This window comes from Elioraea thermophila (ex Habib et al. 2022), from assembly GCF_003336755.1.
Taxonomy (GTDB): Bacteria; Pseudomonadota; Alphaproteobacteria; order Acetobacterales; family Acetobacteraceae; genus Elioraea; species Elioraea thermophila.
This window is the reverse complement of sequence record NZ_QMDI01000002.1, coordinates 1,025,688-1,050,194: the sequence shown is the minus strand read 5'-3', so window position 1 is coordinate 1,050,194 and position 24,507 is coordinate 1,025,688. Positions and strand designations below refer to the sequence as shown.

Sequence of the window (24,507 nt, the reverse complement as noted above, 5' to 3'; positions counted from 1 at the left end):
GGATGGCGGGATGACCGCCGACGCGCCGGCCGGTCGGGGGCGCGCCCCCGAGCGGTCGCATCTCGATACGATCATCACCCTGCTGCCCTATCTCTGGCCGAAGGACGATGCGGGCCTGCGCCTGCGCGTCGTCGCCGCTCTCGTCTTCCTCGCTTGCGCCAAGGTGGCGACCGTCGGCGTGCCGCTGGTGCTCGCCGCCGCGGTGGATGCGCTCGCCCCGCGCGAGGCCCCCCTCGTCGCCGTGCCTTTCGCCCTCGTCCTCGGCTACGGGCTCTTGCGCCTCGCCGCCTCGGGCTTCCAGGAGCTGAGGGATGCCGTGTTCGCGCGCGTCGCACAGGCGGCGATCCGCACCGTGGGGCTCGCCACCTTCCGCCACCTGCACGCGCTGTCGTTGCGGTTCCATCTCGACCGCCAGACGGGCGGCCTCTCGCGCATGGTCGAACGTGGCGTGCGCGGCATCGAGACGGTGCTCCGCTTCGCCCTCTTCAACACCATCCCGACCCTGGTCGAGATCCTGCTCGCCACCGGCGTGGTGTGGGCCGTGCTCGGGCCCCTGTTCGCCGTCATCGTCTTCACCACCCTCGTCGTCTACGTCGCCTTCACCCTGCTGTTCACCGAGTGGCGGGTGAAGTTCCGTCGCGCGATGAACGAGACCGACCAGGCGGCGAACGCGAAGGCGATCGATTCGCTCCTGAACTACGAGACCGTGAAGTACTTCAACAACGAGGAGCACGAGGCGCGCCGCTACGAGGCCGCACTGCGCCGCTACGAGGAGGCGGCGGTGAAGAGCCAGGTGACGCTGAACCTGCTGAACCTCGGCCAGGCGGCGATCATCGCCATCGGTGTGACGGCGGTGATGCTGCTCGCGGCACGGGGCGTGCTCGCCGGCACCACCACGGTCGGCGATTTCGTGCTCGCCAACACCGTGATGCTGCAGCTCTACATTCCCCTCAACTTCTTGGGCTTCGCCTATCGCGAGATCAAGCAAGGCCTCGTCGACATGGAGGCGATGTTCCGGCTGCTGGCCGAGGAGCGCGAGATCGCGGATGCGCCGGATGCGAAACCGCTCGCGGTGCGTGCGGGCGAAGTGCGGTTTGAGGATGTGCGCTTCGGCTATCGGCCGGATCGCGAGATCCTGCACGGCGTGTCGTTCGTCGTCCCGCCGGGCAGGACGGTCGCCATCGTCGGTGCCTCGGGCGCAGGCAAATCGACGATCTCGCGCCTGTTGTTCCGCTTCTACGACGTCTGGTCGGGGCGGATCCTGATCGACGGGCAGGACATCCGCACCGTCACGCAGGACAGCCTTCGCCGCGCCATCGGCATCGTGCCGCAGGACACCGTGCTGTTCAACGACACCATCCGCTACAACATCCGCTACGGGCGGCCCGACGCGACGGACGCCGAGGTGGAGGAGGCGGCCAGGCTCGCCCGCATCCACGACTTCGTCGTCTCCACCCCCGACGGCTACGACACCCGTGTGGGCGAGCGTGGTCTCAAGCTCTCGGGTGGCGAGAAGCAGCGCGTGGCGATTGCGCGCACCATCCTGAAGAATCCGCCGATCCTGATCTTCGACGAGGCGACCTCCGCCCTCGATACGCGCACGGAACGCGAGATCCAGGCCAACCTGAAGGAGCTCGCGCGCAACCGCACCACCCTCGTCATCGCGCACCGGCTCTCCACCGTGATGGACGCGGACGAGATCCTGGTGCTGGATCAGGGCCGCATCGTCGAACGCGGCACGCACGAGGCGCTGCTCGCGCGCGACGGGCTCTATGCCGAGATGTGGCGACGCCAGGCCGAGGCGGCGGAGGGCGAGGCGGCGGAAGCGCGCGAGGGCACGCTCTCGGTGGCGGCGGACTGACGGCGGCGATCGCCGGCGTGTCCGTTACGGCACCAGCACGAGCGCTCCCGTCACGCGGCCGCCGCGCAGCCGATCAAGTGCCTCATCGGCGGCCGCAAGCGGCAGGGTCTCCGTCTCCGTCCGCACCGGCACGCGGGGGGCGAGGGCGAGGAAATCGAGCCCGTCCTGCCGGGTGAGGTTGGCGACCGAGCGCACCACGCGTTCCTTCCAAAGGATCTCATAGGGGAAGGACGGGATGTCGCTCATGTGGATGCCCGCGCACACCACCACCCCGCCGGCCTCCACCGCCCGCAGTGCGGCCGGCACCAGCGCCCCGACGGGGGCGAACAGGATCGCCGCCTCGAGCGGCGCGGGCGGCTGCTCGTCCGATCCTCCCGCCCACACCGCGCCGAGGCTGCGCGCGAAGGCCTGCGCCTCGACATCACCCGGGCGGGTGAAGGCGTAGACCTCGCGCCCCTCGAACCGCGCCACCTGGGCGATGATGTGCGCCGCCGCGCCGAAGCCATAGAGGCCGAGCCGGCGCGCCTCCCCCGCCATGCGCAGGGCGCGATGTCCGATCAGCCCGGCGCAGAGGAGCGGGGCGGCGGCGACGTCGTCGTACTCGGGCGGGATCGGCAGGCAGTAGCGCGCATCGGCCACGGCGTACTCGGCGTAGCCGCCGTCGATCTGCCAGCCGGTGAAGCGCGCGCGCTCGCAGAGGTTCTCGCGCCCCGCTCGGCAGAAGCGGCAATCCCCGCAGGTCCAGCCGAGCCACGGGATCCCCACGCGGTCGCCGATCCGCAGGCCCGTCACCCCCTCGCCCAGCGCCTCGATCCGGCCGACGATCTCGTGCCCGGGGATCACGGCAGGCTTGGCGGGCGGCAGATCGCCGTCCACCACGTGCAGGTCGGTGCGGCACACCGCACAGGCCGCGACGCGCACCAATACCTGGCCCGCCCCGGGCTGGGGCACCGGCAGGCAGGCGAGCCGCAACGGCTGGCCCGGCCCCTCGCACAGCATCGCGCGCATGGTCCGTCCCGTCGTCATGGCCCGAGTGTAACGCCCCGCTGCCCGTCATGCGCGGCTGGGGGTTTCGCCAAGCCGGGGCGGTTCCCATCTGTCAGGCGCTGAGGGAGCGGGAGGTGGTGTCGATGCAAGCCGACCCGATGGGTGAGGCACCGGAGGATCTGAGCCTGGCGGGCTCGGTGGTCGATCAGGCGATCGCGACCATGATGGAGCGCAACATCGGCCCTCTCTCGGCGGCCTCTGCCCTGTTGGGGGGCGCGATCGGCATCCTCTCGCGCATGCTCGACGAGCCGGCGGTGATCCGGGTGCTGGAGAACGCGATCGCCGCCGTGCGCGCCGGCGAGTTGCGCGAGCTGCAGGGCGGGGCCGCGGTGGATGGCCGCTCCGCTTGACCGCACGGCGGCCGGAGCGTAGAGAGCGCGGCTCTGCCGGGACGCTTCGTGCGCCCGGCCCCTGTTCGTCGCGACCCGACCTGATCGAGGAGTGTGCCATGGCGCGTCGTTGCAGCGTCACCGGCAAGGGCGTGCTGACCGGCAACAACGTCAGCCACGCCAACAACAAGACCCGCCGCCGCTTCCTGCCCAACCTGCAGGAGACGTCGCTGATGAGCGACATCCTGGGCACCACGGTGCGGCTGCGCCTGTCCACGCGCGGCATCAAGACGATCGAGCACAATGGCGGGCTCGACGCCTGGCTGCTCTCCACGCCGGATCGCAAGCTGTCGGCCGAGGCGCTGGAGCTGAAGCGTCGCATCGAGCGCGCCAAGGCGAAGCGGGCGGCCTGAGCCGAGCCGTCGCCCCTTTGCGGCCCGGCCCGCCCGCGCGCGGGCCGTTTTCGTTCATCGCACGCGCATGCTCTCCCCCGCCGGCCTGATTGCGGCACTCCACACCCTCCCGCCCGAGGCGGTGTGGGCGATGATGCTCGCCGCCGCCTACACGGGGCCGCTCGCCCTGCTTCGCCTCGGCGGCGCGGCCGGGCTGAAGGTGTGGATCGCGGTGGCGGTGATCGCCGCCAACCTGCAGGTGTTGAAGGTGGTACCCTTCACCCTCTTCCCCGGGCCGGTGGCGGAAGGAACGGTGGTGTTCGCCTCCACCTATCTCGCCACCGACCTGCTGACCGAGCACTTCGGCGAACGCGAAGCCCGCCAGGGCGTGTGGCTCGGCTTCTCCGCCCATCTCGCGATGACGGTCTTGATGCTGCTCGCGCTCGGCTACCGTCCGCTCTCGGCGGAGGAGGCCGGCGAGGGCCTCGCCTGGGCGCTCCCCTTCCACGACCATCTCGCCGCGATCTTCAGCCCCGCCCCGGCCTTCTTCGCCGCCGGCATCGTCGCCTTCCTCACCTCGCAGATGCTCGACATCCGCCTGTTCGGCGCCCTGCGGCTCGCCACGCGTGGGCGACACCTCTGGCTGCGCAACAACCTCTCCACCATCGTCGCGGCGCTGATCGACAACACGATCTTCTCGGTGCTCGCCTTCCGCCTCTTCGCCGCCGACCCGGTGCCGTGGGAGGCGCTTATCCGCTCCTACATCCTCGGCGCGTGGCTGCAGCGCGTGCTGCTTGCGCTTTTCGACACGCCGTTCATGTACGCGGGCGGACGCGTCGCACCCCTCGTCGCGCGGGGATGAGCGGGCGTTACGCGGCGTTCTCCTGGCGCGTGATCGCGCGCGATGCGGCGACGCGCGCCCGCCTCGGTCTCCTCGCCACCCCGCACGGCGTGGTCGAGACGCCCAATTTCATCCTCTGTGCGACGCGCGGTGCCCTGAAGGCGGCGACCATGGCGGAGGCGCGCGCGCTCGGCGCGCAGATCGTGCTCGCGAACACCTACCATTTGATGCTCGCCCCCGGCGCGGAGCGGGTGGCGCGGCTCGGCGGGCTTCATCGCATGACGGGCTGGCAGGGCCCGATGCTGACCGACTCGGGCGGCTTTCAGATCTTCTCCATGGGCCATGGCGGGGTCGCGGCCGAGGTGAAGGGGAACCGGGCGCAGGCCGGCGAGGCGACGCTGATCCGGATCGAGGAGCGGGGGGCGACGTTCCGCTCCTATATCGACGGCAGCGTGCAGGAACTCACCCCCGAACGGTCGCTGGCGATCCAGGCCGCGCTCGGGGCCGATCTCGTCGTCGTGCTCGACGAGTGCACGCCCTACCACGCCGAGCGCGACTACGTCGCGCGCGCCCTCGAGCGCACCTTCCGCTGGAGCCGCAGAAGCCTCGCCGCCTTCGACGCCGCAGGCGGGATGGGGACGGAGGGCCCGCAGGCGCTCTACGGCATCGCGGGGGGGCACGTGCACGAGGACCTGCGCCGGGCGGCGGCGGATTTCGTCAACGGCGAGGACTTCTTCGGCCACGCCATCGGCGACTCGCTCGGCGCGACGCGAGAGCAGATGCACGCCGTGGTCGCCTTCCAGGCCCCGCTGTTGCGCGAGGACAGGCCCATTCACCTGCTCGGCATCGGCCAGGTGGCGGACATCTGGCACGGGGTCGCGCAGGGCGTCGACACCTTCGACTGCGTCCACCCGACCCGCATCGCCCGCCACGGCGGGGCGCTCGTGCGCAACGTGGAGGATGAGGGCGTGGACGGCCGCGATCACCTCAACCTGCGCAACGCGCGTTTCCGCGACGATGCGCGTGTGCTGGAGGAAGGCTGCGACTGCCCGGCCTGCGCGGGCGGCTACGCGCGCGCCTATCTCCACCACCTGCTGAAGACCGGCGAACTCCTCGGGCTGTGGCTGATCACCCAGCACAACATCCGCTTCATGATGCGGCTGATGGCAGAGGTGCGGGCGGCGATCGCGGCCGGGCGGGTGCGCGAGGCGGCAGCCGAGTGGGGCGTGCGGCTTTCCGCCTGACGCCCTGCCGCTTCAGCCGAGCGGATCGAACCCGTTCGGGAAGGGAATGAGCGGCTTCGGCAACGCATAGGGCCCGCGCGCCAAGTAGCGCCCGGAGCCTGCTTCCGCCTGCACCGAGCCCTCGCGCATGACCACCTCGCCGCGCCGCACCGTCGCCACCGGCCATCCCGTCACCTCGAGCCCCTCGTAGGGCGTGTAGTCGATGGCATGGCGCATCATCTCGTTGGTCAGGCGCACGCGCTTCGTCGTATCCCACAGCACGAGGTCGGCATCCGCTCCGATCGCGATCGTGCCCTTGCGGGGTGCCAGCCCGAACAGGCGTGCGGGGTTGGTGGCGGTGAGCGCGACGAAATCGGTGATGTCGATCCGTCCCTTCGCCACGCCCTCCGAGAAGAGGATGGGCAGCCGCGCGGCCAGCCCCGGAATGCCGTTCGGTACGTCGCGGAAGGGTGCGGCGCGGCCGTGGCGTGCCTTGCCGCGATCGCCCTCGTAGCTGAATCCACAGTGGTCGGAGGTGACGACGTCGAGCACACGGCTGCGGATGTAGCGCCAGATCCGCTCGTGCTCCTCCGGCCCCCGCGGGGCGGGGCTGCACATGAACTTCGCCCCCTCGAAGCCGGGGCGGTCCATGTCGGCGGCGGTGAGGGTGAGGTATTGCGGGCAGGTCTCGCCCCAAACCGCGACCCCGCGCGCCTTGGCGCGCGCGATCTCCTCGGCGGCTTCCGCACAGGAGACGTGGAAGATCTGGATCGGCTGACCGAGCAGCTCGGCAAGCGCGATGGCGCGGTGGGTCGCCTCGCGCTCGACCACGGGCGGGCGCGACCAGGCGTGATACTTCGGTGCGGTCATGCCGCGCGCGAGCAGCCGTTCGGTGAGGAAGTTGATCGCGTGGTAGTTCTCGCAGTGCACGGTGACGAAGGCGCCGAGGCGACGCGCGGCGGTGAGAACGCGCAAGTATTGCGCGTCGTCGATGTGCAGCGGATCGTAGGTGAGGAACACCTTGAACGAGCGCACGCCGTGCGCGACGAGCGCGGGCAGCTCCTTCTCCACCACCTCCTCGGTCGGGTCGGTGACGATCTGATGGAAGGCGTAGTCCACCATCGCCTTGCGCGCGCGAAGGCGGTAGTCGTCGAAGGTTGGCCCGATCGGGTGGCCGCGGAACTGCGGGATGAAGCAGATCACGCTGGTCGTGCCGCCGGCGAAGGCCGAAGCCGAGGCAGTGACGAAACTCTCCTCGTGCACCGTGCCGTCCGCTTCCGGCTGTTCGATGTGGCAATGGCTGTCCACCCCGCCCGGCAGCACGTGGAGTCCGCCCGCATCCAGGACCTCGCCCTCGGCCGGCAGGTTTTCCGCGAGCGCAACGATCCGTCCGCCCGCGATCCCGATGTCGGCACGCACGGCATCCGCCGCGGTCACCACCGTGCCGCCGCGCACCACGAGATCGAACGTCATTGCTCCCCTCGCTTCCCTCTGGCAACGATCCGTGTGCGGTCCGCTCGCCCCGCTCGCCGACGACCAGGCGCGCAGGCCGCCTCAGGCGACCAGCGGCGCTCGCTCGGCAGCGGCACGCTGCCAGGCGCGCGCGGCATCCTCGTCGAACAGGTCGGCGAGCTGCTTCATCATCGTGCCCCCCAGTTCCTCGGCATCGACGATGGTGACCGCACGACGGTAGTAGCGCGTGACGTCGTGGCCGATGCCGATCGCCACCACCTCGATCAGCCCCTCGCGATCGACTCGGCGGATCACGTCGCGCAGATGCCGCTCGAGATAGTTGCCGGGGTTGACGGAGAGGGTGGAGTCGTCGACCGGCGCGCCGTCCGAGATCACCATCAGGATCTTGCGGTGTTCGGGACGGGCAAGGAGGCGGCGATAGGCCCACTCCAGCGCCTCGCCGTCGATGTTCTCCTTCAGGAGGCCCTCGCGCAGCATCAGGCCGAGGTTCTTGCGCGCCCGGCGCCAGGGCGCGTCGGCCTCCTTGTAGATGATGTGCCGGAGATCGTTCAGTCGGCCGGGGTTGCGCTTCTTGCCTTCCTGCACCCAGCGTTCGCGGCTCTGCCCGCCCTTCCAGGCGCGGGTGGTGAAGCCGAGGATCTCCACCTTCACCCCGCAGCGCTCCAGCGTGCGGGCGAGGATGTCCGCACTCATCGCGGCGACCGTGATGGGCCGGCCGCGCATCGAGCCCGAGTTGTCGATCAGCAGCGTGACGATGGTGTCGCGGAACTCGGTATCGCGTTCGCGCTTGTAGGAGAGCGAGTGCATCGGGTTCGCCACCACGCGGGCGAGCCGCGAGACATCGAGCAGCCCTTCCTCGAGGTCGAATTCCCAGGAGCGCTGTTGCTGCGCCATCAGCCGCCGCTGCAGGCGGTTGGCGAGCTTGGTGACCACGCCCTGCAGGTGCTGCAGCTGCTGATCGAGCTGAGCGCGCAGCCGGGCGAGTTCATCGGGGTCGCAGAGGTCGGAGGCCGCGACCTCCTCGTCGAACTGGCGGGTGAAGGCGCGATAGCGCGTGTCGTCGGCATCGAGCGGCGGGTCGCGCCGCGCCTGCGGTCCCGCCGGGCGCTCGTCGCCGTCCGAGGCCGAGCCTTCGTCCTCGCGCTGTTCCGCCGCCTCGATGGGCTGCGCTTCGCCTTCGGCCTCCTCCTCGCGCGCCCCGGGCAGCGACTCGGCTTCGGCCGCGCCCGCGCTGCGCTGCTCCTCGTCCTGCTGGTCGCCCTGCTCCTCGCCTTCGTCCTCCTCGTCCTGGGCCCGGTTCTCCTCTTCCGCTTCCGCAACGTCCTCGGCGAGGTCGAGGGCGGAGAGGAGGCGCCTGGCGACGCGGGCGAAGGCGTCCTGGTCCGCCGCGCAGCTGCTGAGCTGCTCGATCGCGGTGAGCGCGCTCTTCGGCAGGTGCGGGCGCCAGAGCTCGACGATGCGGCGGGCGGCTTCGGGCAGAGGCTGGCCGGAAAGCGCCTCGCGCGCGAGGAGGTCGATCGCGCGCGCAAGTGGCAGCTGCTCCTTGCGCACCATGCGATCGTAGCCTTCCGCCTCGCACTGCTCGGCGAGCCGCGCGCGCAGGTTGGCGGCGACCCCGGGCATGGCCCGGGCGCCGATCGCCTCGCAGCGCGCCTGTTCCAGGAGGTCGTAGATCTCGCGCGCCTCGCGCCGGGCGGGGGCGAGGCGGGCGTGGGTGGCCTCGTCGTGATGCGCAAGTCTCAGCGCCACCGCATCCGCCGCCCCGCGCACGCGCGCGATCTCGGCCGGCGGCAGGGCGCGCGACGGGAGCGGCAGCCGTGCCCGTTTGCCGGCGATCCCGGGAGCGCCGGGCGCGAAGGCCACTTCGATGTCGGCACGGTGCGCAAGCGCCCGCACCACGCCGGCGGTGGCGCGGCGAAACTCCTCGGCGCGGGCCGCGTCGGGGTTGGACATCGCCTCCGTCAGGCCGCCCGGCGGGGCGACAGCCCCACCGGCAGTTCCTCGTTGAAGCAGCGCTGGTAGTACTCGGCGACGGTGGCGCGCTCCGCCTCGTCGCACTTGTTGAGGAAGGTGACGCGGAAGGCGAAGGCGAGGTCGCCGAAGATGCGCGCGTTCTCGGCCCAGGTGATCACCGTGCGCGGGCTCATCACGGTGGAGATGTCGCCGTTGATGAAGCCCGCGCGCGTGAGGTCGGCAAGCGCGACCATCGCCTTGATGCGCTTCTTCGCTGCCTGATCGTTCGGGTCGATCTTCAGCTTCGCCATCACGATCTCCACCTCCTGCTCCTGCGGCAGGTAGTTGAGGGTGGCGACGATGTTCCAGCGGTCCATCTGACCCTGGTTGATCTGCTGCGTGCCGTGGTAGAGCCCCGTGGTGTCGCCGAGCCCCACCGTGTTGGCGGTGGCGAACAGGCGGAACGCGGGGTGCGGCCGGATGACCCGGTTCTGGTCGAGCAGCGTGAGCTTGCCCTCGACCTCGAGCACGCGTTGGATGACGAACATCACGTCGGGGCGGCCGGCGTCGTACTCGTCGAACACGAGCGCGCAGGGGTGCTGCAGCGCCCAGGGCAGGATGCCTTCGCGGAACTCGGTCACCTGCTTGCCGTCGCGCAGTACGATCGCATCCTTGCCGATCAGGTCGATGCGCGAGATGTGGGAGTCGAGGTTCACCCGAATGCAGGGCCAATTCAGCCGGGCCGCCACTTGTTCGATGTGGGTCGATTTTCCGGTGCCGTGATAGCCCTGAACCATCACGCGGCGGTTGTAGGCGAAGCCAGCCAGGATCGCCAAGGTCGTCTCGCGATCGAACCGATAGGCCTCATCGAGGTCGGGCACGTGTTCGGTGCGCACCGAGAAGGCGGGCACCTCCATGTCCGAGGGGAAGCCGAAGGTCTGATCCACGCGCACGCGGATGTCGGGCAGGTCGATGGCCGAGGTCGGCCGTGCATCCGCAAGCTGCGTCACCGTGTTCATCCGTTCTGTCCAGTCATCATGGAGGGCACAGTGTAGACCCCCGGGCGGGGGATGCGAAGGCCGTGCCGCGGCGGCCTCAGCCCTGCGCGGGCTTGAGCGCGCGCATCACCGCAGCGTAGGCGGCGTTGATTTCCTTTAGTTTTTCCTCCGCCTCCGGCGAACCGCCGTGCCGGTCCGGATGGTGGGCGAGGGCGAGCGCCTTGTAGCGCTTCTTCACGTCCTCGCGTGCGACCGGCCAGCCGAGGCCGAGCACGGCGAGCGGCCGGCGCAAGGCGGGCGGTGCCTCCTCTGCCGGCGGGGTCGGGCGCGTGCGACGCCGGGCCAGGAGACCGAGCGGATCCGCCAGCGCCTCATCGAGCGCGCCGAGCCGCCCGAGCGGCCAGGAGGGCCGGCGCCACGTCGTGTCGCGACGCAGTTCCGCCTCGATCTGGGCCGGCGTCATGCCCTTGTAGTAGTCCCAGGCGCGGTTGTACTCGCGCACGTGTTCGAGGCAGAACCACCAGTACTGATCCAGCGCCTCGCGCGACTTGGGTGCGCGGAAGGCGCCGGGCTCGGTGCAACCGGGCGAGTCGCAGACGCGCGGCTCGGCTTCGGCCCGCGGGTCGGGCACGTAGTAGCGCCGGGTTCTTGCAGCGGTGCTGCGCATTGCCTTGTTATGGCGGCGGGGGTCGGACGCTGCAAGAAACGGACGGGGTGTCGCATGAGCGAAACGCGCGCGGAGCGCATCGAGCGTCTGCTGACCCATGCCTTCGCGCCCGAGCTGCTCGAGATCGTCGACGAAAGTGCGCGGCATGCCAAGCATGCGCATCGGATCGGCGAGAACGCGCCCGGGCGGTCGCAGGAGGCGGGCGAAACCCATTACCGCGTGCGCATGGTCTCGGCCCGCTTCGCCGGCTTGTCGCGGCTTGCCCGCTCGCGCGCCGTGCACGAGGCGCTGGCCCGCGAATTCGCGACCGGGCTGCACGCGCTGAGCCTCGATTTGCGCGCCCCCGGCGAGGCGTGAAGCGGTTTCGTCTCGCCTCAACCTTGGTTTAAGGCTTTCGCCGCCATGATCCACCCCGCACGGAGGGTTGGTTCATGTCGAGAAGCACACTCGTCAACCGCAACATCGTCGCCGAGCGCGGCCGCACCTCGATGCGGCTCGAGCCGGAGCTGTGGGATGCGCTGGCGGAGATTTGCCGCCGCGAGGGCACCACGCCGTCCGAGCTCTGCCGCCGCCTGGAGCGCACCGGCTTTCCGGGCGGTCGCACCTCCGCCATGCGCGTGTTCATCCTGCAATACTTCCGCGCCGCGGCGACCGAGGAGGGGCATGCCGCGGCCGGGCATGGCAGGGCGGCGGAAACCCCTCGTCGCAGCAACGGACGACGCGGCGCCGAAGCGCGGGCCGCGGCCTGAGGGATCGCCCGGGCTTACGGCGGCGGCGGCGAAGTCGCTCGCTGATCAGCGTCGTCGCTGACGGCTCCTTGCCTGCCGGCGGCGCTTGCGAGTGGCTGCTCGGCCGGGGTGGCGCAGGCTTTGCGCGGCTTTGCGCCAAGTTGACGCGACTCGTCGCCGCGTGCGTGCAGGGTTCGCGGGATGCGTTGCCGCAGGGAGGGTGCGCCGCATGAGCCGCATGAACGGAGAGGCAAACTCCGGATCTACCGCTCGGGGCTCCCAGTGTTGCCGCAGGGAGGGGGCGCCGCATGAAGTGCCAGGGCGCGTCCTCGCTCGCCGGGATGGCAGTCGATCAGCCCTAACGAAGCCGGTGGCAGCCGCGTCCCGCCGCTTCTCCTGACCACGCTCTTCTCCGCGCTGCCCACGACGCGCGCCGCCAAGCCCTGTCGGCCGCAACCGGGGCGACCTTGGAGCAACCTCGGCAGACGGCGACGGACGTCCTGGAGGCGTTGGCGAGTCCCGCCCGAGCGCGTGGCCGCGTCGCACCGCGGCCGTCGCCGCGGCTCAGCCGGCGGCGGCGCTGCCAGCCGCCTGCACGTCGCGGGGATCGTCGTCCGCGCTGCCTTCCAGCACCTGCCGGCTTGCCGGCTCGTGCTGCGCAGCCGCCCGCTCGGCTTGCGCGAAGCGCGGCCAGCGCCGCGCCACCACCGGGCTGTCGGCGGCGTAGGCATGACAGGTGTTGAGCAAAGCCGGCGGGCGGCTCTCGTCCACCGGCGCCTCGCGGCGGAGCACGACCAGGGTCTGGAAGGCCACCGTCGCCATCGGCCCGAGCAGTTCGACGAGGTGCGTGCAGCCCTTCACCCCGCCCACGCGCTCGCGCACCGCCCGCATCCAGCCGGGCCCGATCCTGAGCCCGGCAAGGGCGGCGAAATTCGGCGTGATGGCGGGGCAGATCGCATAGGGCGCGTACTCCGTGTTCGCCTCGCAAGCGACCACGCGCATCTCGGCATCGATGGTCAGGCGCATCAGCATGCCATGCAGCGGCTCGCCCGGCTCGATCCGCCCGCGATCCTCGTTGGCGAAGCCGTAGCTCTTGGTGTCGGTCAGCCGCGCCTCGACGTCGAACAGCCCATCCGCCCGCCTGTAGCCCTCGAGGACGATGGTACGGGTGTGCAACTTCTCTCGCGGCTCTGGCTCGCTCAGCGGCATCTCTACCTCCGCGCCTGCGGTGCGGGACCGACGCCGGTGATCATGCCGTCGCTCCTTCCTCGAGCAGGAAACCGCGCACCGCCTCTTCCGCCACGTCGCGGGCGACGAAGGCTCGGCCCACGCCGCGCACCAGCACGAAGGTGAGCGTGCCTCCGGCGGCCTTCTTGTCGCGCCGCATGCGCGCGATCAGCCGCTCCGCGCTCCAGCTGCGCCCGGTGTCGGCGAGCCGGACGGGCAGGCCGACGGCGGCGAGGTGGGCCGTCACGCGCTCGGCCTCCGCCGCCTCGCACAGGCCGAGCCGGACCGAGAAACGGAACGCCAGCGCCATCCCCAGCCCGACCGCCTCGCCGTGCAGCAGCACCTTCCCGTCGTAACCGGCTTCCGCCTCGACGGCATGGGCGAAGGTGTGGCCGAGATTGAGCAGGGCACGGCCGCCCTCGGCCGCCTCCTCCCGCTCATCGGCCGCCACCACGCGCGCCTTCGCCGCCACCGACCGCGCCACCGCCTCGGCCAGCGCCTCGGCGTCGCCCGCCACCACCGCCCGCCCGTTCGCCTCGCACCAGGCGAAGAACGTCGCGTCGTCGATCAGCCCGTATTTCGCCACCTCGGCGTAGCCCGCCCGCAGCTCGCGCGGCGGCAGGGTGGCAAGCAGCGCGGTGTCGCACAGCACGGCACGCGGCTGGTGGAAGGCGCCGACCAGGTTCTTCCCGTGCGCGGTGTTGATCCCGGTCTTGCCGCCGACCGAGGAATCGACCTGAGCAAGCAGCGTGGTCGGCACCTGCACGAAGGGCAGGCCACGCAGGGCGACGGCGGCGGCGAAGCCGGCGAGGTCGCCCACCACCCCGCCGCCGAACGCGATCACCGCCGTCCTGCGGTCGAGGCCCCCCGCCAGCATGCGCTCGACCAGATCCTGGAAGGCGGGGAAGGACTTCGCGCCCTCGCCGGGCGGGACGAGCAGCGTTCGCCCGCTGAAGCCCGTCTCGGCCAGCCCCTCCTCCAGCACCGCCCCGTGCAGGCGCCAGACCGCCTCGTCGGCGACGATGACCGCGCGCCGCGAGGGCAACAGCGGCGCGAGCTCTGCCCCCGCCCGCCGCACGAGGCCGGGCGCGATCAGCACGTCGTAGGCGTTGTGGGAGAGCGGCACGCGCACCGTGCGCGGCGGGCGATGGGCGAGGAGGGCGTTCAGCACGCGGGTGGTCGTCTGCTCGGGGGCTTCGTCGCGACAGTGCACGATCACGTCGGCCTCGGCATAGACGGGATACCGCTTGGCCGCGAGCTCGGCGAGGATCGCCGCCGGATCGCCGCCGGCGAGCAGCGGCCGGTCGTTGCGCCCCGACACGCGGCGCACCAGGATCGGCAGATCGACCTTGAGCCAGATCGAGCGCCCGCGCGCGCGCACCAGCGCCCGGGTCTCCGGATCCATGAAGGCACCGCCCCCGGTGGCGAGCACGATCTGCGGCCCGGCGAGCAGGCGGGCGATCACCCGCCGCTCACCGGCCCGGAAGGCGGGCTCGCCGAGGCTTGCGAAGATGTCGCGGATGCTCATGCCGGCCGCCCGCTCGATCTCGGCATCGGCATCGACGAAGGGCAGGCCGAGCCGGGCGGCGAGGCGCCGGCCGATCGCGCTCTTGCCCGCCCCCATCAGGCCGACGAGCACGATCGAGCGGCCGTCTGCCACGGCCGGCCCCGGTTCGCCGCCCGCCGCGTCGGGGCTAGACTGGATGGGGCGCGAGTCGGGCGCGGCCGGACAGGGGGCGAGCAAGTCCCGCATCATGCCGGACCAACGCTAGCATGCCCGCCGCCCAGCGCCAGGATTGGCCAAGGGGGTCTCGTTTGCGCGTCTGGTTCGTGCTCGCTCTCGTGCTTCTCGGCCTCGTCGTGGCGGGGGCGGTCTGGCTCGGGCTGGATCCGCCCCAGCCGAAGCCGGTGGCGGTCGAGAAGGTGCTACCGACCGAGCGTTTCGCCCCGCGCTGAGCGTGATGCCCGCGCCGCCCAGCTCCCCGCGCATCGAGGCCTTCCTCGAGATGATGGCGGCCGAACGGGGTGCCGCGCGCAACACGCTCGCCGCCTACGCGGCGGATCTCGCCGACTTCGCCGGCTTCTGCGCCCGTCGCGGCCTCGGCCTCGAGGCGGCCGCAACCGACGACCTCAGGGCCTATCTGCAGGGGCTCCACGCTTCGGGGCTCTCCCCGCGGACGGCCGCCCGTCGGCTCTCCGCCCTGCGCCAGTTCCACCTCTTCCTCTTGCGCGAGGGCCTCAGGGCGGACGACCCGACCGAGGGCCTCGATCGTCCGAAACCGGGCCGGCGTCTGCCGAAAGTGCTTACCGAACGCGAGGTTGCCGCCCTCTTGGAGGCGGCCGGGCGCCTGCCGGGCGAGGAGGGGCTGAGGGCGAGCGCGCTTCTCGAGCTTCTCTACGCCACGGGGCTCAGGGTGAGCGAGCTCGTCACCTTGCCGAGGGGGGCGATTCGCCCCGGCGCGGCGGCGATCCTGGTGCGCGGCAAGGGGGCGAAGGAGCGGCTGGTGCCGCTCGGCGGCGCGGCACGGGCGGCGGTCGAGGCGTGGCTGGCGCATCTCGCCACGCGTCGCGCGACGGGCCCGGCCGCGCGGTGGCTGTTTCCCTCCCGTTCGCGCGCGGGCCACCTGACGCGGCAGGGCTTCGCGCTACTGCTGAAGGAGGTCGCGCTCGCCGCCGGGCTCGACCCGGACCGGGTCAGCCCGCACGTGCTGCGCCACGCCTTCGCCACCCACCTGCTGGCGCGGGGGGCGGATCTGCGCAGCCTGCAGGCCATGCTGGGTCACGCCGACATCGCCACCACCGAGATCTACACCCATCTCGACGGCGGGCGGGCGGCGCGGGCGGTGGCGGACCACCACCCTCTCGCGCAACGAAGAGGCCGAGTGCGCGGGTCAGGTTGACCGTGCCGTACGCTACCCGATGATGGAACGGTAGGCTCTGATGGCAGGGACCGTGGCTCAGGACGGAGAGACGGACGGTGTGGCGGCGGCAGACGCGATCGCGCTGCTCGATCGCCTCGTCGCCTTCGACACGGTGAGCCGCAACAGCAACCTCGCCTGCATCGACTTCATCCGCGACCATTTGGCGAAGCACGGCGTGGCCTCGCGCCTCTTCCACGACGCGACGGGGCGCAAGGCCAATCTCTTCGCCACCATCGGGCCCGAGGACCGGCCGGGGGTGGCGCTGTCGGGCCATGTCGACGTCGTGCCCGTCGACGGCCAGGCCTGGACGCGCGATCCGTTCCGGCTGCATCGCGAGGGCGGGCGTCTGTATGGCCGCGGCACCGCCGACATGAAGGGCTTCGTCGCCGCCTGCCTGGCCGCGGTGCCGATGTTCGCCGCCCGCGCGCTCAAGCGCCCGATCCACCTGCTCATCACCTATGACGAGGAGGTGGGCTGCCACGGCGCCCGCGCCCTCGCCGCCGACCTCGCGCGCCTGCCGGTGCGTCCCGAGTGGGTGATCGTCGGCGAACCGTCCTCGATGCGCCCCATCCTCGGCCACAAGGGCAAGCTCTCGGTGCGCTGCACGGTGCGCGGCCGCGCCGGGCACTCGGCCCATCCCGAGCGGGCGGCGAACGCCCTGCACGCCGGGGCTGAGATCGTCGCCGCCCTCTCCCGCCAGCAGGCGCGGCGGGTCGCCGAGGGCCCGCATGATGCGCGCTTCACGCCCCCCTGGACCACCTGCCACGCCGGGGTCTTCCGCTCCGGCACCGCGCTGAACGTGGTGCCGGAGGAGGCGGAGATCCTTTTCGAATATCGCTTCATTCCGAAGGACGATCCCTTCGCTCTGCTCGAGGAACTCCGCACCCATGCCGAGCGGGTGGTGCTGCCGCCGCTGAAGGCGGTTGCCCCGGAGGCGGCGATCGCGTTCGAGACCAACCCGCTGCTGCCGGGGATGGATCTCGCCGAGGATCACCCGCTGGCGGTGATGGTGCGGGGCTTGACGGGGGCGAACGAGACCGGCCGGGTATCGTACGGCACGGAAGGCGGGGTGTACGAGGCGGCCGGCATGGCGGCGATCGTCTGCGGGCCGGGTGACATCGCCCAGGCGCACACGCCGGACGAATGGATTGCGGAGAGCGAGCTTGTCGCCTGCGCCCGCTTCCTCGAGCGCCTCGCCGACCGCCTCGCCGCCTGAGGGGCGCGCTGCCGTGCCCGCCGGCCTCTCCCCGCCGCGACGGGTCGAGATCGCTGCCCCGGACCTCTCGGCCTGGCGTGCCGGCAACGTGGGGATCCCCGGCGTGTGGAGTTTCGTCGCCGGTGCCCCCGGGCCTCACGTCGCGCTGGTGTCGCTGGTGCACGGCAACGAGATCGCGGGCGCGCGTCTGCTCGACCGCCTGTTGCGCGAAGGATTGCGTCCCCGGCTGGGACGCCTCTCCCTGGTGTTCGCCAATCTCGACGCCTTCGCCCGCTTCGACCCGGCAAACCCCACCGCGAGCCGCTTCGTCGACGAGGACATGAACCGCGTGTGGTCGGAGGAGGCGTTGGCCGGCCCGCCTGACAGCGCGGAGCGGCGGCGGGCGCGGGCGCTGCGGCCGCTGATCGACACGGTGGATGTTCTGCTCGACCTTCATTCGATGCTCTGGGAGGGCGAGCCGCTGCTGATCGCGGGGGCGGCGGCGAAGGCGCGGCGCTTCGCGGTCGGCGTCGGCACGCCGCCCCTCGTCGTCGGCGACGAGGGTCATCTGGGCGGACGACGCCTGATCGATTACGGCCCTTTCGCCGACCCGACCAGCCCGAAGGTGGCGATCCTGGTCGAGGCCGGCCAACACTGGGTGGCGGAGACGGAGCGGGTGATGGCGTCGACGGTGGCGCGGCTCCTGGCCGGGCTCGGCATGATCGACCGGGCGGCCGCCGAGCGCATCGCGCCCCGTTCTTCCGCCCACGCGCCGTCCGCCGTCCGCTACGCCGAGGTCACGCGCACGGTCACCGCCCGCACCTCCGACTTCGCCTTCGTGCAGCCCTTCCGCGGCGGCGAGATCATCGCCGCGCGCAACACGCTGATCGCGCTCGACGGCGGGGAAGAGATCCGCACGCCGCACGACGACTGCCTGCTGGTGATGCCGAGCTTGCGCACCTGCCGCGGCCACACGGCGGTGCGGCTCGCCCGCTTCGCCCCGCCCCCCGCCGGCTGAGCCGCCGGGTGTGGGCGGCCGCCGTGCGGTGGGCTATAAGGCGCGCGGCGCGGGCGTGGCGGAATTGGCAGACGCGCCGGACTCAAAATCCGGTGACCGGAAGGTCATGTCGGTTCGACCCCGACCGCCCGCACCATCGAGCCCCGCCGCCCGGGCGAGACCGGCGGGCGGCGGCACCTCCGCTGCGAGGCGGGCATGCAGCGCCGCGGGCGTCGTCGCCTCGCCGCCGAAGGCGCCGAGGAACCAGCCGAGATAGGCGTCGATCCGCCCGACCAGTGCATCGCGCTCTGTCGCGTCGCGGGCGTAGGGCGTGTAGCCGGGGCTGAGCGAGGGGCTGTGCAGGGAGAGGGTGAACACCCTCAGCCCCTTCGCATGCAGGAGCCGGGTCAGGCGCTGCATCTGAGCAAGAGTCGCTCCCTCTGGCGACAGTCGGACCGGGTAGAGGGCGTTGGCCCGCGCCGCCAGACGGCCGAGGCGCGCCTGCGGCGAGAGCCCCCGTCCGTCGGCAAGCCGCGACAGCCAGCCGATGCGTCCCGCCGTGGTGGGGAGGGAGAGGATCGGCGTGCCGTGGCCGAGGAACCAGCCCGGGCGGGCGGAAAAGCGGGAAAAGTCCGGCCCGCCGATCCGGCTGTAGTCGTAGGCCGGGCAGATCGAGCAGTCGATTCGGTAGCCCAGGCCCGCGAGCGCGGCGACCGTGTTGGCGGAAAGCCCGTAGCGGCCGGCCTTGAATATCGTCGGCTGTCGCCCGAGCAGGGCCGTGATCCGCTCCGTCAGCGCGGCGAGCTTCGCCCGCTCGAGCGCGGGGCCGAGATTGCCGCAGAAGGAATGCCAGTCGTCGCGCGGTTCGACGGCGGGCGGCGAACTCCAAGGATGGAGGTGGGCGCCGATCTCGCAGCCTTCCGCCGCCAGCGCGCGGATCACGGCCGCACTCTCCGGGTTGGTCGCGACGGGCTGGTCGACCACCAGCACGGGCCGCAGCCCGTACCGGCGGAACAGGTCGAGCCCGCGCTCCAGCGCCCGGGTCGGCACGGTGTCGCCGACATCGGTGTAGGTACCCTTGTCCCATTCGAACGCCGCCTCGGTGTCGATGACGACCAGGAGCTGCGGCCGCCAGGTGCGGGGCGTGTCCACCTCGACCAGGCCCAGCGACCCCGGGCCGGGCGAGAGGTCCCGGGCGAAGCGAACGACGAGATCGGGGGCGACCGCAGGCGGCGTTTCGCCGCGATAGAGGGCGGCGTAGCCGCGCGCGACCGCGGTGAGGTCGAGATTGCGTTCGGCGAAGCGTCGGTTCTCGCGGCCGAAGGCTTGCCGCCGCTCGGGGTCGGCGGCGAGCTGGGCGAGGGCGGCGGCGAAATCGGTCTCGGTCGCGGCGAGGTGGCCGGTCTCCCCTGGCCGGACGAGGAAGTCGGCAAGCCCCGGCAGGAAGCGCATGACGATGGGCAGGCCGTGCGCCATCGCCTCGACCAGGACGTTGGGGAAGCCTTCCGCGGTGGAGGCGAAGACGAACACGTCGGCCGCCCGGTAGTAGGGTGCGGTGTCGTCGCAGAAGCCGACCAGGCGGACCCTGTCCGCGAGCCCGAGTTCGGCGGTCCTGCGCTCGACCTCGGCGGCGAAATCGGCCTCGAGGACGGGGCCGACGACGACCAGCATCACCCGCGGGTCGGCGACCCGAGCGAGGGTTTCGACCAGCCAGTCCGTGCCCTTGCGTCGCGATACCGAGCCGACGTTGAGCAGCAGCACGGCGTCCTCGGGCAGGCCCAAGGCGCGGCGCTGGGCAAGGCGTTCGGCATCATCGGTCGGTGTGGGTGGCAGCACCGTGCCCTGCGGCAGGAACACCAGTCGGTCGCGCGCCACCGTCTCCAGCGACCGGCGCAGGAGCTGTGGGCTGATCACCACGAAGCGGTCGATGGCGCGGAACAGTTGGCGGACGAGTGGACGATAGCGCGGGCGGTAGCCCGCGAGCACCTCGGTCGGGCTGTCGTCGAGGCTGCAGGAGAACAGCACGCGCCAGCCGAGCGCGCGCATGGCGAGATAGGAGATGAGCGTGCGGTCGACGTGCGAATGGAGATGCAACACGTCGTAGCGTCGGCGGTCGGCGATCAGCCGGCGCAGCAGGGCGATGGTGGAGGGCTTCCGGCGGGCGGCGAGGTAGTGCACCGTCACCCCGCGATGGCTCAGTGTCTCGGCCCCGTCGGGCGGGGTGGTCTCGTGCACGAGGACCTCGCCGGCTGATCCGGCGGCAGCGATCAGCGGGATCAACCGGGTGAAGTAGATGCCATCGCCCGTGTAGTCGGGGTGGAAGCGCCGATAGAGGTGGAGCACGCGGGGCCCCGACGGGGGCTGGGGTGTGGCCTCTGCGGCGGCGTCGGATCGGGGCATCGGCGTCTCCCGCAGGGCGGCGTGGCGCGGCGTCGTCCGCGTTGGGGTCTAGCGCGGCGGCCGATCGGAGGGGAGAGGGCGGCCGGGTCGAGGCGTCTGCATGGCAGCGCAGCGCGGCAGCTGGTTGCAAAAAACACTGAGACAGATATATTATTGAGACGCTGGCTTGAAGGGGTTCACCATGCTCCGCTGCTTCTGGGTCGCCCGCCCTCGCGCCGCTCGCCCAGCCGGCGAGTGGCAGCCGGCAGCCGCACCGCGGCCACGGCCGGTGCGCCGCGCCGCCACCGGCTCGGCGGGAACCGCGGCGGCGATGCGCCCGCGCGTCGCGCCGGTGCTCACCTTGGTTTGCGTGGCCGCCGGCGTGCCGGCCCTGATCCCGCCGGCGGAGTTCGTGCCCGCTGCCGCCCCCGTCGCCGCGCCGGCGGCCGCCCCGGCCCCCCCCTTCGTCCCGCCCTTCCTGCTCGGCCCGCCGCTCACCTTGGGCCCTGCGGCCTTCGCAGGTCCCGGTGGCGGTGACGGCGTGCCGGTCGGAGGAGGCGACGGGCCGACCGAGTCCCCGGGCGGCGACGGGCCGCCCCCCACCGAGGTCCCGGAGCCGAACGCCTTCGCCCTGTTCGGCTTGGGCCTGCTCGGCGTGGCACTGCTCGCCGGGCGTCGCCGGACGGCAGCCACTGCCGGCTGAGGGGCGCCCTCGCGCTTGCGGAGGGAGCTTTGCTCGGGCATCTTCTCCGCCGGGCGTCGCCCATCTCTGCGAGACTCATCGCGCGCCACGAGATGACCGTCCGGCACGAGAGGCCCGATGAACGTGATCAGCTCGCCGTCGGCCTCCCGACCGGCTCCCGCACCCGAACCTGAGCGGACGCCCTCCCCCTGGCGTGGGCCGCTGATCGCCCTCTCCCTCGGTCTCGCCTTCCTGCTCGGCGTCGTCTTCGCCGAGGAGGGGGCGGCTGCCGTCCGCGTCTGGAACAATTCCACCGCCTACAACCACTGCTGGCTGATCGGCCCGATCGCCGCCTGGCTCGCCTGGCAGAGGCGCGAGCGGGCGGCCCACCTCGCGCCCGCCCCAGACCCGCGGCTTGCCCTGCTCGCCGTCCCCCCCGCCCTCGCTTGGCTCGCCGCCGAACGGCTCGGCATCATGGAAGGGCGGCAACTTACCGCCTGGGCGATCGTCCAGGTCTTCGTCCTTGCCGTGCTCGGCTGGCGGGTCGCGGCTGCCTTCGCCGGCCCCCTCGCCTACACGATCTTTCTCATCCCCTTCGGCGGCTTCACCGTCCCCCTCCTGCAGCACATCACCGCCCGCTTCATCGACATCGGGCTCGATGTCTGGGGCATCACGCACTACACGGACGGTCTGCTGATCGAGACCACCGCCGGCGTGTTCCACGTCGCCGAGGCGTGCGCGGGGCTGCGCTTCACCATCGCGGCACTCGCCTTCGGCGCGCTCTACGCGCTCACCATGTTCCGCAGCCCCGGGCGGCGGCTGATCGTGATGGCGCTGGCCATCATCGTGCCGATCATCGCCAACGGCGTGCGCGCCTTGGGCATCGTGGTCGCCGCCGAGTACATCGGCTCGGCCGAGGCGGCGGCGGCCGACCACGTGCTCTACGGCTGGGGTTTCTTCTCGGCCATCATCCTGCTGCTGGTCCTCGCCGGGCTGCCGTTCCGCGAGGATCGCGCCGACCACCCGCGTGCCTTCTGGTGGCGACGGCTGATCCGCCCCGTGGGGCCGGCACGCGGACGGGCGGTCGCCCTGGCCACTGCGGCCGGGCTGGCGGTGGCGGCGGCCGGGCCCGCGGCCGCCGCCCTGCTGTCGGCCGACCCGGAGCCGCAGCCGCAGCCGCCCCGTCTCGCCGCCGGACCGTGCGCGGCGGAGGGTGACGCCCTGGTGTGCGCCGGGCTGCGCGCCGAGGCACAGGTGCTCGTGTTCCCCACCGCGGCGACCTGGAACGAGGTGGCGGCGGCGCGGCGGCGCTTCGCCCGGGAGACCGACACCGACCTCACCTTCGCCGTGCCGACCGGGGCGGGCGGGGTGTGGCGCGTCCGCGTGCAAGGGGCCGAAGGCCGGGTGGTGGCGACCGCCTCCTTCCTCGACGGGAGGGGGGTGGGCGACGGCATCGCCACCCGGCTCGCGCAGGCGAAGAACAGCCTGGGCCTCGGGGCGGGGCGGCCGGTGGTGGCGGCGGTGGAGCTGCGCGCGCCGGAGGGGGCGCCGGAGGCGGTGTCGGGGCCGCGGGCGCGGGCGGTCGCCGAAGCGCTGCTCGCCGCCCAGACGGAGGGGCTGGCGGCGCAGGCCGCCGCGCTGTCGCGCGGGCAGTGATACACCATAACGTGTCGGAAATCCTTACACCGGGCTCCGTTCGGTACGTCTTCACAACGCCAAGTGCCTGATTCCGCTTTGCTGGCATGCTGTTTGCCAATGTGACAGTTGCGTGTCGCCGCGGGGCGCGCGCCGGTCAGCGGAGTGCAGTCAGGAGGGGTGGAAGCATGCGTGGGAGATCGTTGCTCGTGGGTGGAGTTGCGGCCGTCGGCCTCGGCCTCGCCGCGGTGCCGGCCGCCGAGGCGAGCATCCTGGTGGCCACCTTCGGCGACCCAAAGGATCCGCAGAACGACTGTGCCGGTCTCTTCGGCAAGCCGCCTGAGTGCTACGCGGAATTCGACTCCCAGGATCCCAAGATCCCGTCGATCAAGAAGACCCCGATGATCGCGAAGTTCGACTTCGAGTTCACGAAGGGTGGCTTCGAGATCACGTTCACGCCCGGGCTGTTCCCGTCCATCGACGGCAACGAGTTCAAGTTCGAAACCAACGACGACGAGGGCAAGACGGGGGTGTGGTACTACACCCCGGGGCCGGGTGATCCGCTGATCACGGCCTTTACCGTGAAGGGAGGGCCCGGGTTCAACCTGTTCGCCTTCACCGACGGTCCGGATCCCAACGGCGTCTACGCCGCGAAGTGGTTCACCCCCGCCTTCTGCGGCAGGGGCGGCGACGACCCCTGCGGCCTCTCGCACCTCGTGTTCTACGACACGAAGGCGGATGGGGGCACCCCGGTGCCCGAGCCCGCTTCGCTCGCCCTGCTCGGCGCCGGCCTTCTGGGCTTGGGCTTCGCCGCGCGCCGCCGCCGCAGCGCCTGACCGCGCGCCCCCCGCCGCCGACCGCGGGGCTTCAGGGGACACGGGCCGGGAGGGCGACCTCCCGGCCCGTCGCTTTTACCGCTCGAGCGGGGGTGTCGGAATCCTTTACACCCCGCTCCGACCGTGCCGCTGCCGCAACGCAAACGCGTTCCCGATCAAGCCCTTGTCCGCTTGGCACGCGACGTGCAGAACGACGTACGACAGCCGAGGGGCTGCAGCATTGACTGACGAGGGATACCGATGCGCACACTCCTTCTCGCCGCGACCGCCGCCGGGGCGCTGGTCGTGGCCGCGCCGGCGACTGCCGCGCTGCTGACCATCACGGGCGGCCAGGCCTTCACCACCACCGCCAACAACGACTTCGCCGGCGCCGGCTGGGCCGGGCGCAACAACAACGTGGCGATGACGATCTCGACCACGGTGCCGAACGTGGAACTCACCTTCGAGTTCCTGTTCCGCGAGTCCGGCTTCACCGCCAATGCGTTCGAGTGGACGGCAGCGCCGACCTTCAGCTTCGTCTCCACCCAGCGCGCCAACCTCTCCTTCGCCGGTCCGTTCCCGACCCAGGTCAGGACGATGGCCGCCGCCGGCCCCCTGCCGTTCCAGTTCGTCAGCCAAGCCCAGCCCGGCAACCCGAACGCGAACGGCGAGGCGGCCGAACTGATCGGCGCCGGTCCGCTGAACTATGGCTTCTGGGCCACCTTCAACGACCCCACCGGCCCTGGCAAGGGCAATCCCGTCAATTCGGGCGACACGGGCACCGTGCTCTGGCTCGGCTTCGATGACAGCGGGCGCAATGCCGACGACGACTTCGACGACCTGATCATCCGCATCACCGCGCGCGTGATCGGAGTGCCCGAGCCCGCTTCGCTTGCGCTCCTCGGCGCGGGGCTGATGGGCCTCGGCTTCGCCGCCCGCCGGCACCGCGCCGGCTGAGCGGAGACTGACCGGCGCCGCCGCCGACACCTGCGGGGCCGGACACAGGGGCCGGGCGGCGGGGGGCCGCCCGGACGAATACGGGCCGGGAGGGCGACCTCCCGGCCCTTCGCGTTGCCGCCGGCCCCGCCCGCTGCGGCTTGGGGGTGTCGGAAAATCTTACACCGCCCTCTGCACATCATCGTCG

General features: G+C 71.9%; 22 protein-coding genes, 1 tRNA gene and 1 pseudogene. 16 read left to right on the top strand and 8 right to left on the bottom strand.

From position 1 onward, the window contains the following. Positions 1-10 precede the first annotated feature (10 nt). Complete coding sequence (locus DWB05_RS06780; protein WP_114376255.1) at positions 11-1,861, top strand: ABCB family ABC transporter ATP-binding protein/permease; 1,851 nt, start codon at positions 11-13, stop codon at positions 1,859-1,861. Between the two features lie 24 nt (positions 1,862-1,885). Here DWB05_RS06780 and DWB05_RS06775 read toward each other — a convergent pair whose 3' ends face one another. Continuing rightward, positions 1,886-2,869: a zinc-dependent alcohol dehydrogenase family protein gene (locus DWB05_RS06775; protein ID WP_114376253.1), complete on the bottom strand. Its 984-nt coding sequence runs from the start codon at positions 2,867-2,869 to the stop codon at positions 1,886-1,888. A gap of 122 nt (positions 2,870-2,991) precedes the next feature. On the opposite strand from DWB05_RS06775, the gene DWB05_RS06770 reads away from it, so the two are divergent. The 4 genes from DWB05_RS06770 to tgt all read left to right on the top strand — a co-directional run bounded on the left by DWB05_RS06770 (position 2,992) and on the right by tgt (position 5,714). Next, positions 2,992-3,258, top strand: coding sequence for a hypothetical protein (locus DWB05_RS06770; protein ID WP_114376598.1), 267 nt, complete (start codon positions 2,992-2,994; stop codon positions 3,256-3,258). A 98-nt stretch (positions 3,259-3,356) separates the two neighbouring features. Beyond that, entirely contained in the window at positions 3,357-3,650 is a 294-nt protein-coding gene (rpmB, locus tag DWB05_RS06765) for a 50S ribosomal protein L28 (RefSeq protein WP_114376251.1), read from the top strand. A gap of 67 nt (positions 3,651-3,717) precedes the next feature. Continuing rightward, positions 3,718-4,491 (top strand): queuosine precursor transporter, encoded by a 774-nt coding sequence (locus DWB05_RS06760; protein WP_114376249.1) that lies wholly within the window; start codon positions 3,718-3,720, stop codon positions 4,489-4,491. Further along, positions 4,488-5,714 (top strand): tRNA guanosine(34) transglycosylase Tgt, encoded by a 1,227-nt coding sequence (gene tgt, locus DWB05_RS06755; protein ID WP_114376247.1) that lies wholly within the window; start codon positions 4,488-4,490, stop codon positions 5,712-5,714. The genes DWB05_RS06760 and tgt overlap by 4 nt, the downstream gene beginning before the upstream one ends. Positions 5,715-5,726: 12 nt before the next feature. Here the strand turns inward: tgt and hydA are convergent, their stop codons facing one another. The 4 genes from hydA to DWB05_RS06735 all read right to left on the bottom strand — a co-directional run bounded on the left by hydA (position 5,727) and on the right by DWB05_RS06735 (position 10,784). Continuing rightward, positions 5,727-7,166 carry a dihydropyrimidinase gene (hydA, locus tag DWB05_RS06750; protein WP_114376244.1) on the bottom strand — a complete coding sequence of 480 codons (1,440 nt, stop codon included), beginning with the start codon at positions 7,164-7,166 and terminating at the stop codon, positions 5,727-5,729. Between the two features lie 81 nt (positions 7,167-7,247). Continuing rightward, positions 7,248-9,119, bottom strand: a complete 1,872-nt coding sequence (gene cobT / locus DWB05_RS06745) for a cobaltochelatase subunit CobT (RefSeq protein WP_114376242.1) — start codon at positions 9,117-9,119, stop codon at positions 7,248-7,250. An 8-nt stretch (positions 9,120-9,127) separates the two neighbouring features. Then, positions 9,128-10,138 (bottom strand): cobaltochelatase subunit CobS, encoded by a 1,011-nt coding sequence (gene cobS, locus DWB05_RS06740; RefSeq protein ID WP_114376239.1) that lies wholly within the window; start codon positions 10,136-10,138, stop codon positions 9,128-9,130. Between the two features lie 76 nt (positions 10,139-10,214). Further along, the gene (locus tag DWB05_RS06735; protein WP_114376237.1) at positions 10,215-10,784 is read right to left on the bottom strand and encodes a J domain-containing protein; all 570 of its coding nucleotides are present in this window, start codon (positions 10,782-10,784) and stop codon (positions 10,215-10,217) included. Between the two features lie 54 nt (positions 10,785-10,838). Between DWB05_RS06735 and DWB05_RS06730 the strand changes: the two genes are divergently transcribed. Continuing rightward, positions 10,839-11,141 (top strand): BolA family protein, encoded by a 303-nt coding sequence (locus DWB05_RS06730; RefSeq protein ID WP_114376235.1) that lies wholly within the window; start codon positions 10,839-10,841, stop codon positions 11,139-11,141. A gap of 74 nt (positions 11,142-11,215) precedes the next feature. Further along, positions 11,216-11,533, top strand: a complete 318-nt coding sequence (locus DWB05_RS06725; protein ID WP_114376233.1) for a ribbon-helix-helix domain-containing protein — start codon at positions 11,216-11,218, stop codon at positions 11,531-11,533. A 543-nt stretch (positions 11,534-12,076) separates the two neighbouring features. Here the strand turns inward: DWB05_RS06725 and DWB05_RS06720 are convergent. Beyond that, positions 12,077-12,721 (bottom strand): DUF2889 domain-containing protein, encoded by a 645-nt coding sequence (locus tag DWB05_RS06720; RefSeq protein ID WP_114376230.1) that lies wholly within the window; start codon positions 12,719-12,721, stop codon positions 12,077-12,079. Positions 12,722-12,761: 40 nt separating this feature from the next. Next, entirely contained in the window at positions 12,762-14,495 is a 1,734-nt protein-coding gene (gene aroB, locus DWB05_RS06715; RefSeq protein ID WP_114376228.1) for a 3-dehydroquinate synthase, read from the bottom strand. Positions 14,496-14,512: 17 nt separating this feature from the next. Here aroB and DWB05_RS14650 point away from each other — a divergent pair, with 17 nt between their 5' ends. The 5 genes from DWB05_RS14650 (at position 14,513) to DWB05_RS06695 (ending at position 18,009) form a co-directional block, all read left to right on the top strand. After that, positions 14,513-14,695: a hypothetical protein gene (locus DWB05_RS14650; protein ID WP_157967112.1), complete on the top strand. Its 183-nt coding sequence runs from the start codon at positions 14,513-14,515 to the stop codon at positions 14,693-14,695. Between the two features lie 5 nt (positions 14,696-14,700). Next, a complete protein-coding gene (locus tag DWB05_RS06710; protein ID WP_114376226.1) occupies positions 14,701-15,639 on the top strand; it encodes a site-specific tyrosine recombinase XerD in 939 nt (312 codons plus the stop codon). Positions 15,640-15,679: 40 nt separating this feature from the next. Next, a complete protein-coding gene (gene argE / locus DWB05_RS06705) occupies positions 15,680-16,876 on the top strand; it encodes an acetylornithine deacetylase (RefSeq protein WP_114376224.1) in 1,197 nt (398 codons plus the stop codon). Positions 16,877-16,889: 13 nt separating this feature from the next. Further along, positions 16,890-17,873 carry a M14 family metallopeptidase gene (locus DWB05_RS06700; protein WP_114376597.1) on the top strand — a complete coding sequence of 328 codons (984 nt, stop codon included), beginning with the start codon at positions 16,890-16,892 and terminating at the stop codon, positions 17,871-17,873. Positions 17,874-17,922: 49 nt separating this feature from the next. Beyond that, positions 17,923-18,009: transfer RNA gene (locus DWB05_RS06695), tRNA-Leu, on the top strand. 1,205 nt (positions 18,010-19,214) lie between these two features. Here DWB05_RS06695 and DWB05_RS15345 read toward each other — a convergent pair. After that, positions 19,215-20,252 (bottom strand): annotated as a pseudogene (locus DWB05_RS15345) (glycosyltransferase family 4 protein); the annotation flags it as partial. 310 nt (positions 20,253-20,562) lie between these two features. Here DWB05_RS15345 and DWB05_RS06685 point away from each other — a divergent pair. The 4 genes from DWB05_RS06685 to DWB05_RS14855 all read left to right on the top strand — a co-directional run bounded on the left by DWB05_RS06685 (position 20,563) and on the right by DWB05_RS14855 (position 24,320). Further along, on the top strand, positions 20,563-20,934 hold the full coding sequence (locus tag DWB05_RS06685) for a PEP-CTERM sorting domain-containing protein (RefSeq protein WP_157967111.1): 372 nt from the start codon (positions 20,563-20,565) through the stop codon (positions 20,932-20,934). Between the two features lie 117 nt (positions 20,935-21,051). Continuing rightward, positions 21,052-22,569 (top strand): exosortase A, encoded by a 1,518-nt coding sequence (gene xrtA / locus DWB05_RS06680; RefSeq protein ID WP_114376219.1) that lies wholly within the window; start codon positions 21,052-21,054, stop codon positions 22,567-22,569. A gap of 167 nt (positions 22,570-22,736) precedes the next feature. Beyond that, entirely contained in the window at positions 22,737-23,384 is a 648-nt protein-coding gene (locus DWB05_RS06675) for a PEP-CTERM sorting domain-containing protein (RefSeq protein ID WP_114376217.1), read from the top strand. Positions 23,385-23,624: 240 nt separating this feature from the next. Next, positions 23,625-24,320, top strand: coding sequence for a PEP-CTERM sorting domain-containing protein (locus DWB05_RS14855; protein ID WP_198669064.1), 696 nt, complete (start codon positions 23,625-23,627; stop codon positions 24,318-24,320). Positions 24,321-24,507: the final 187 nt, after the last annotated feature.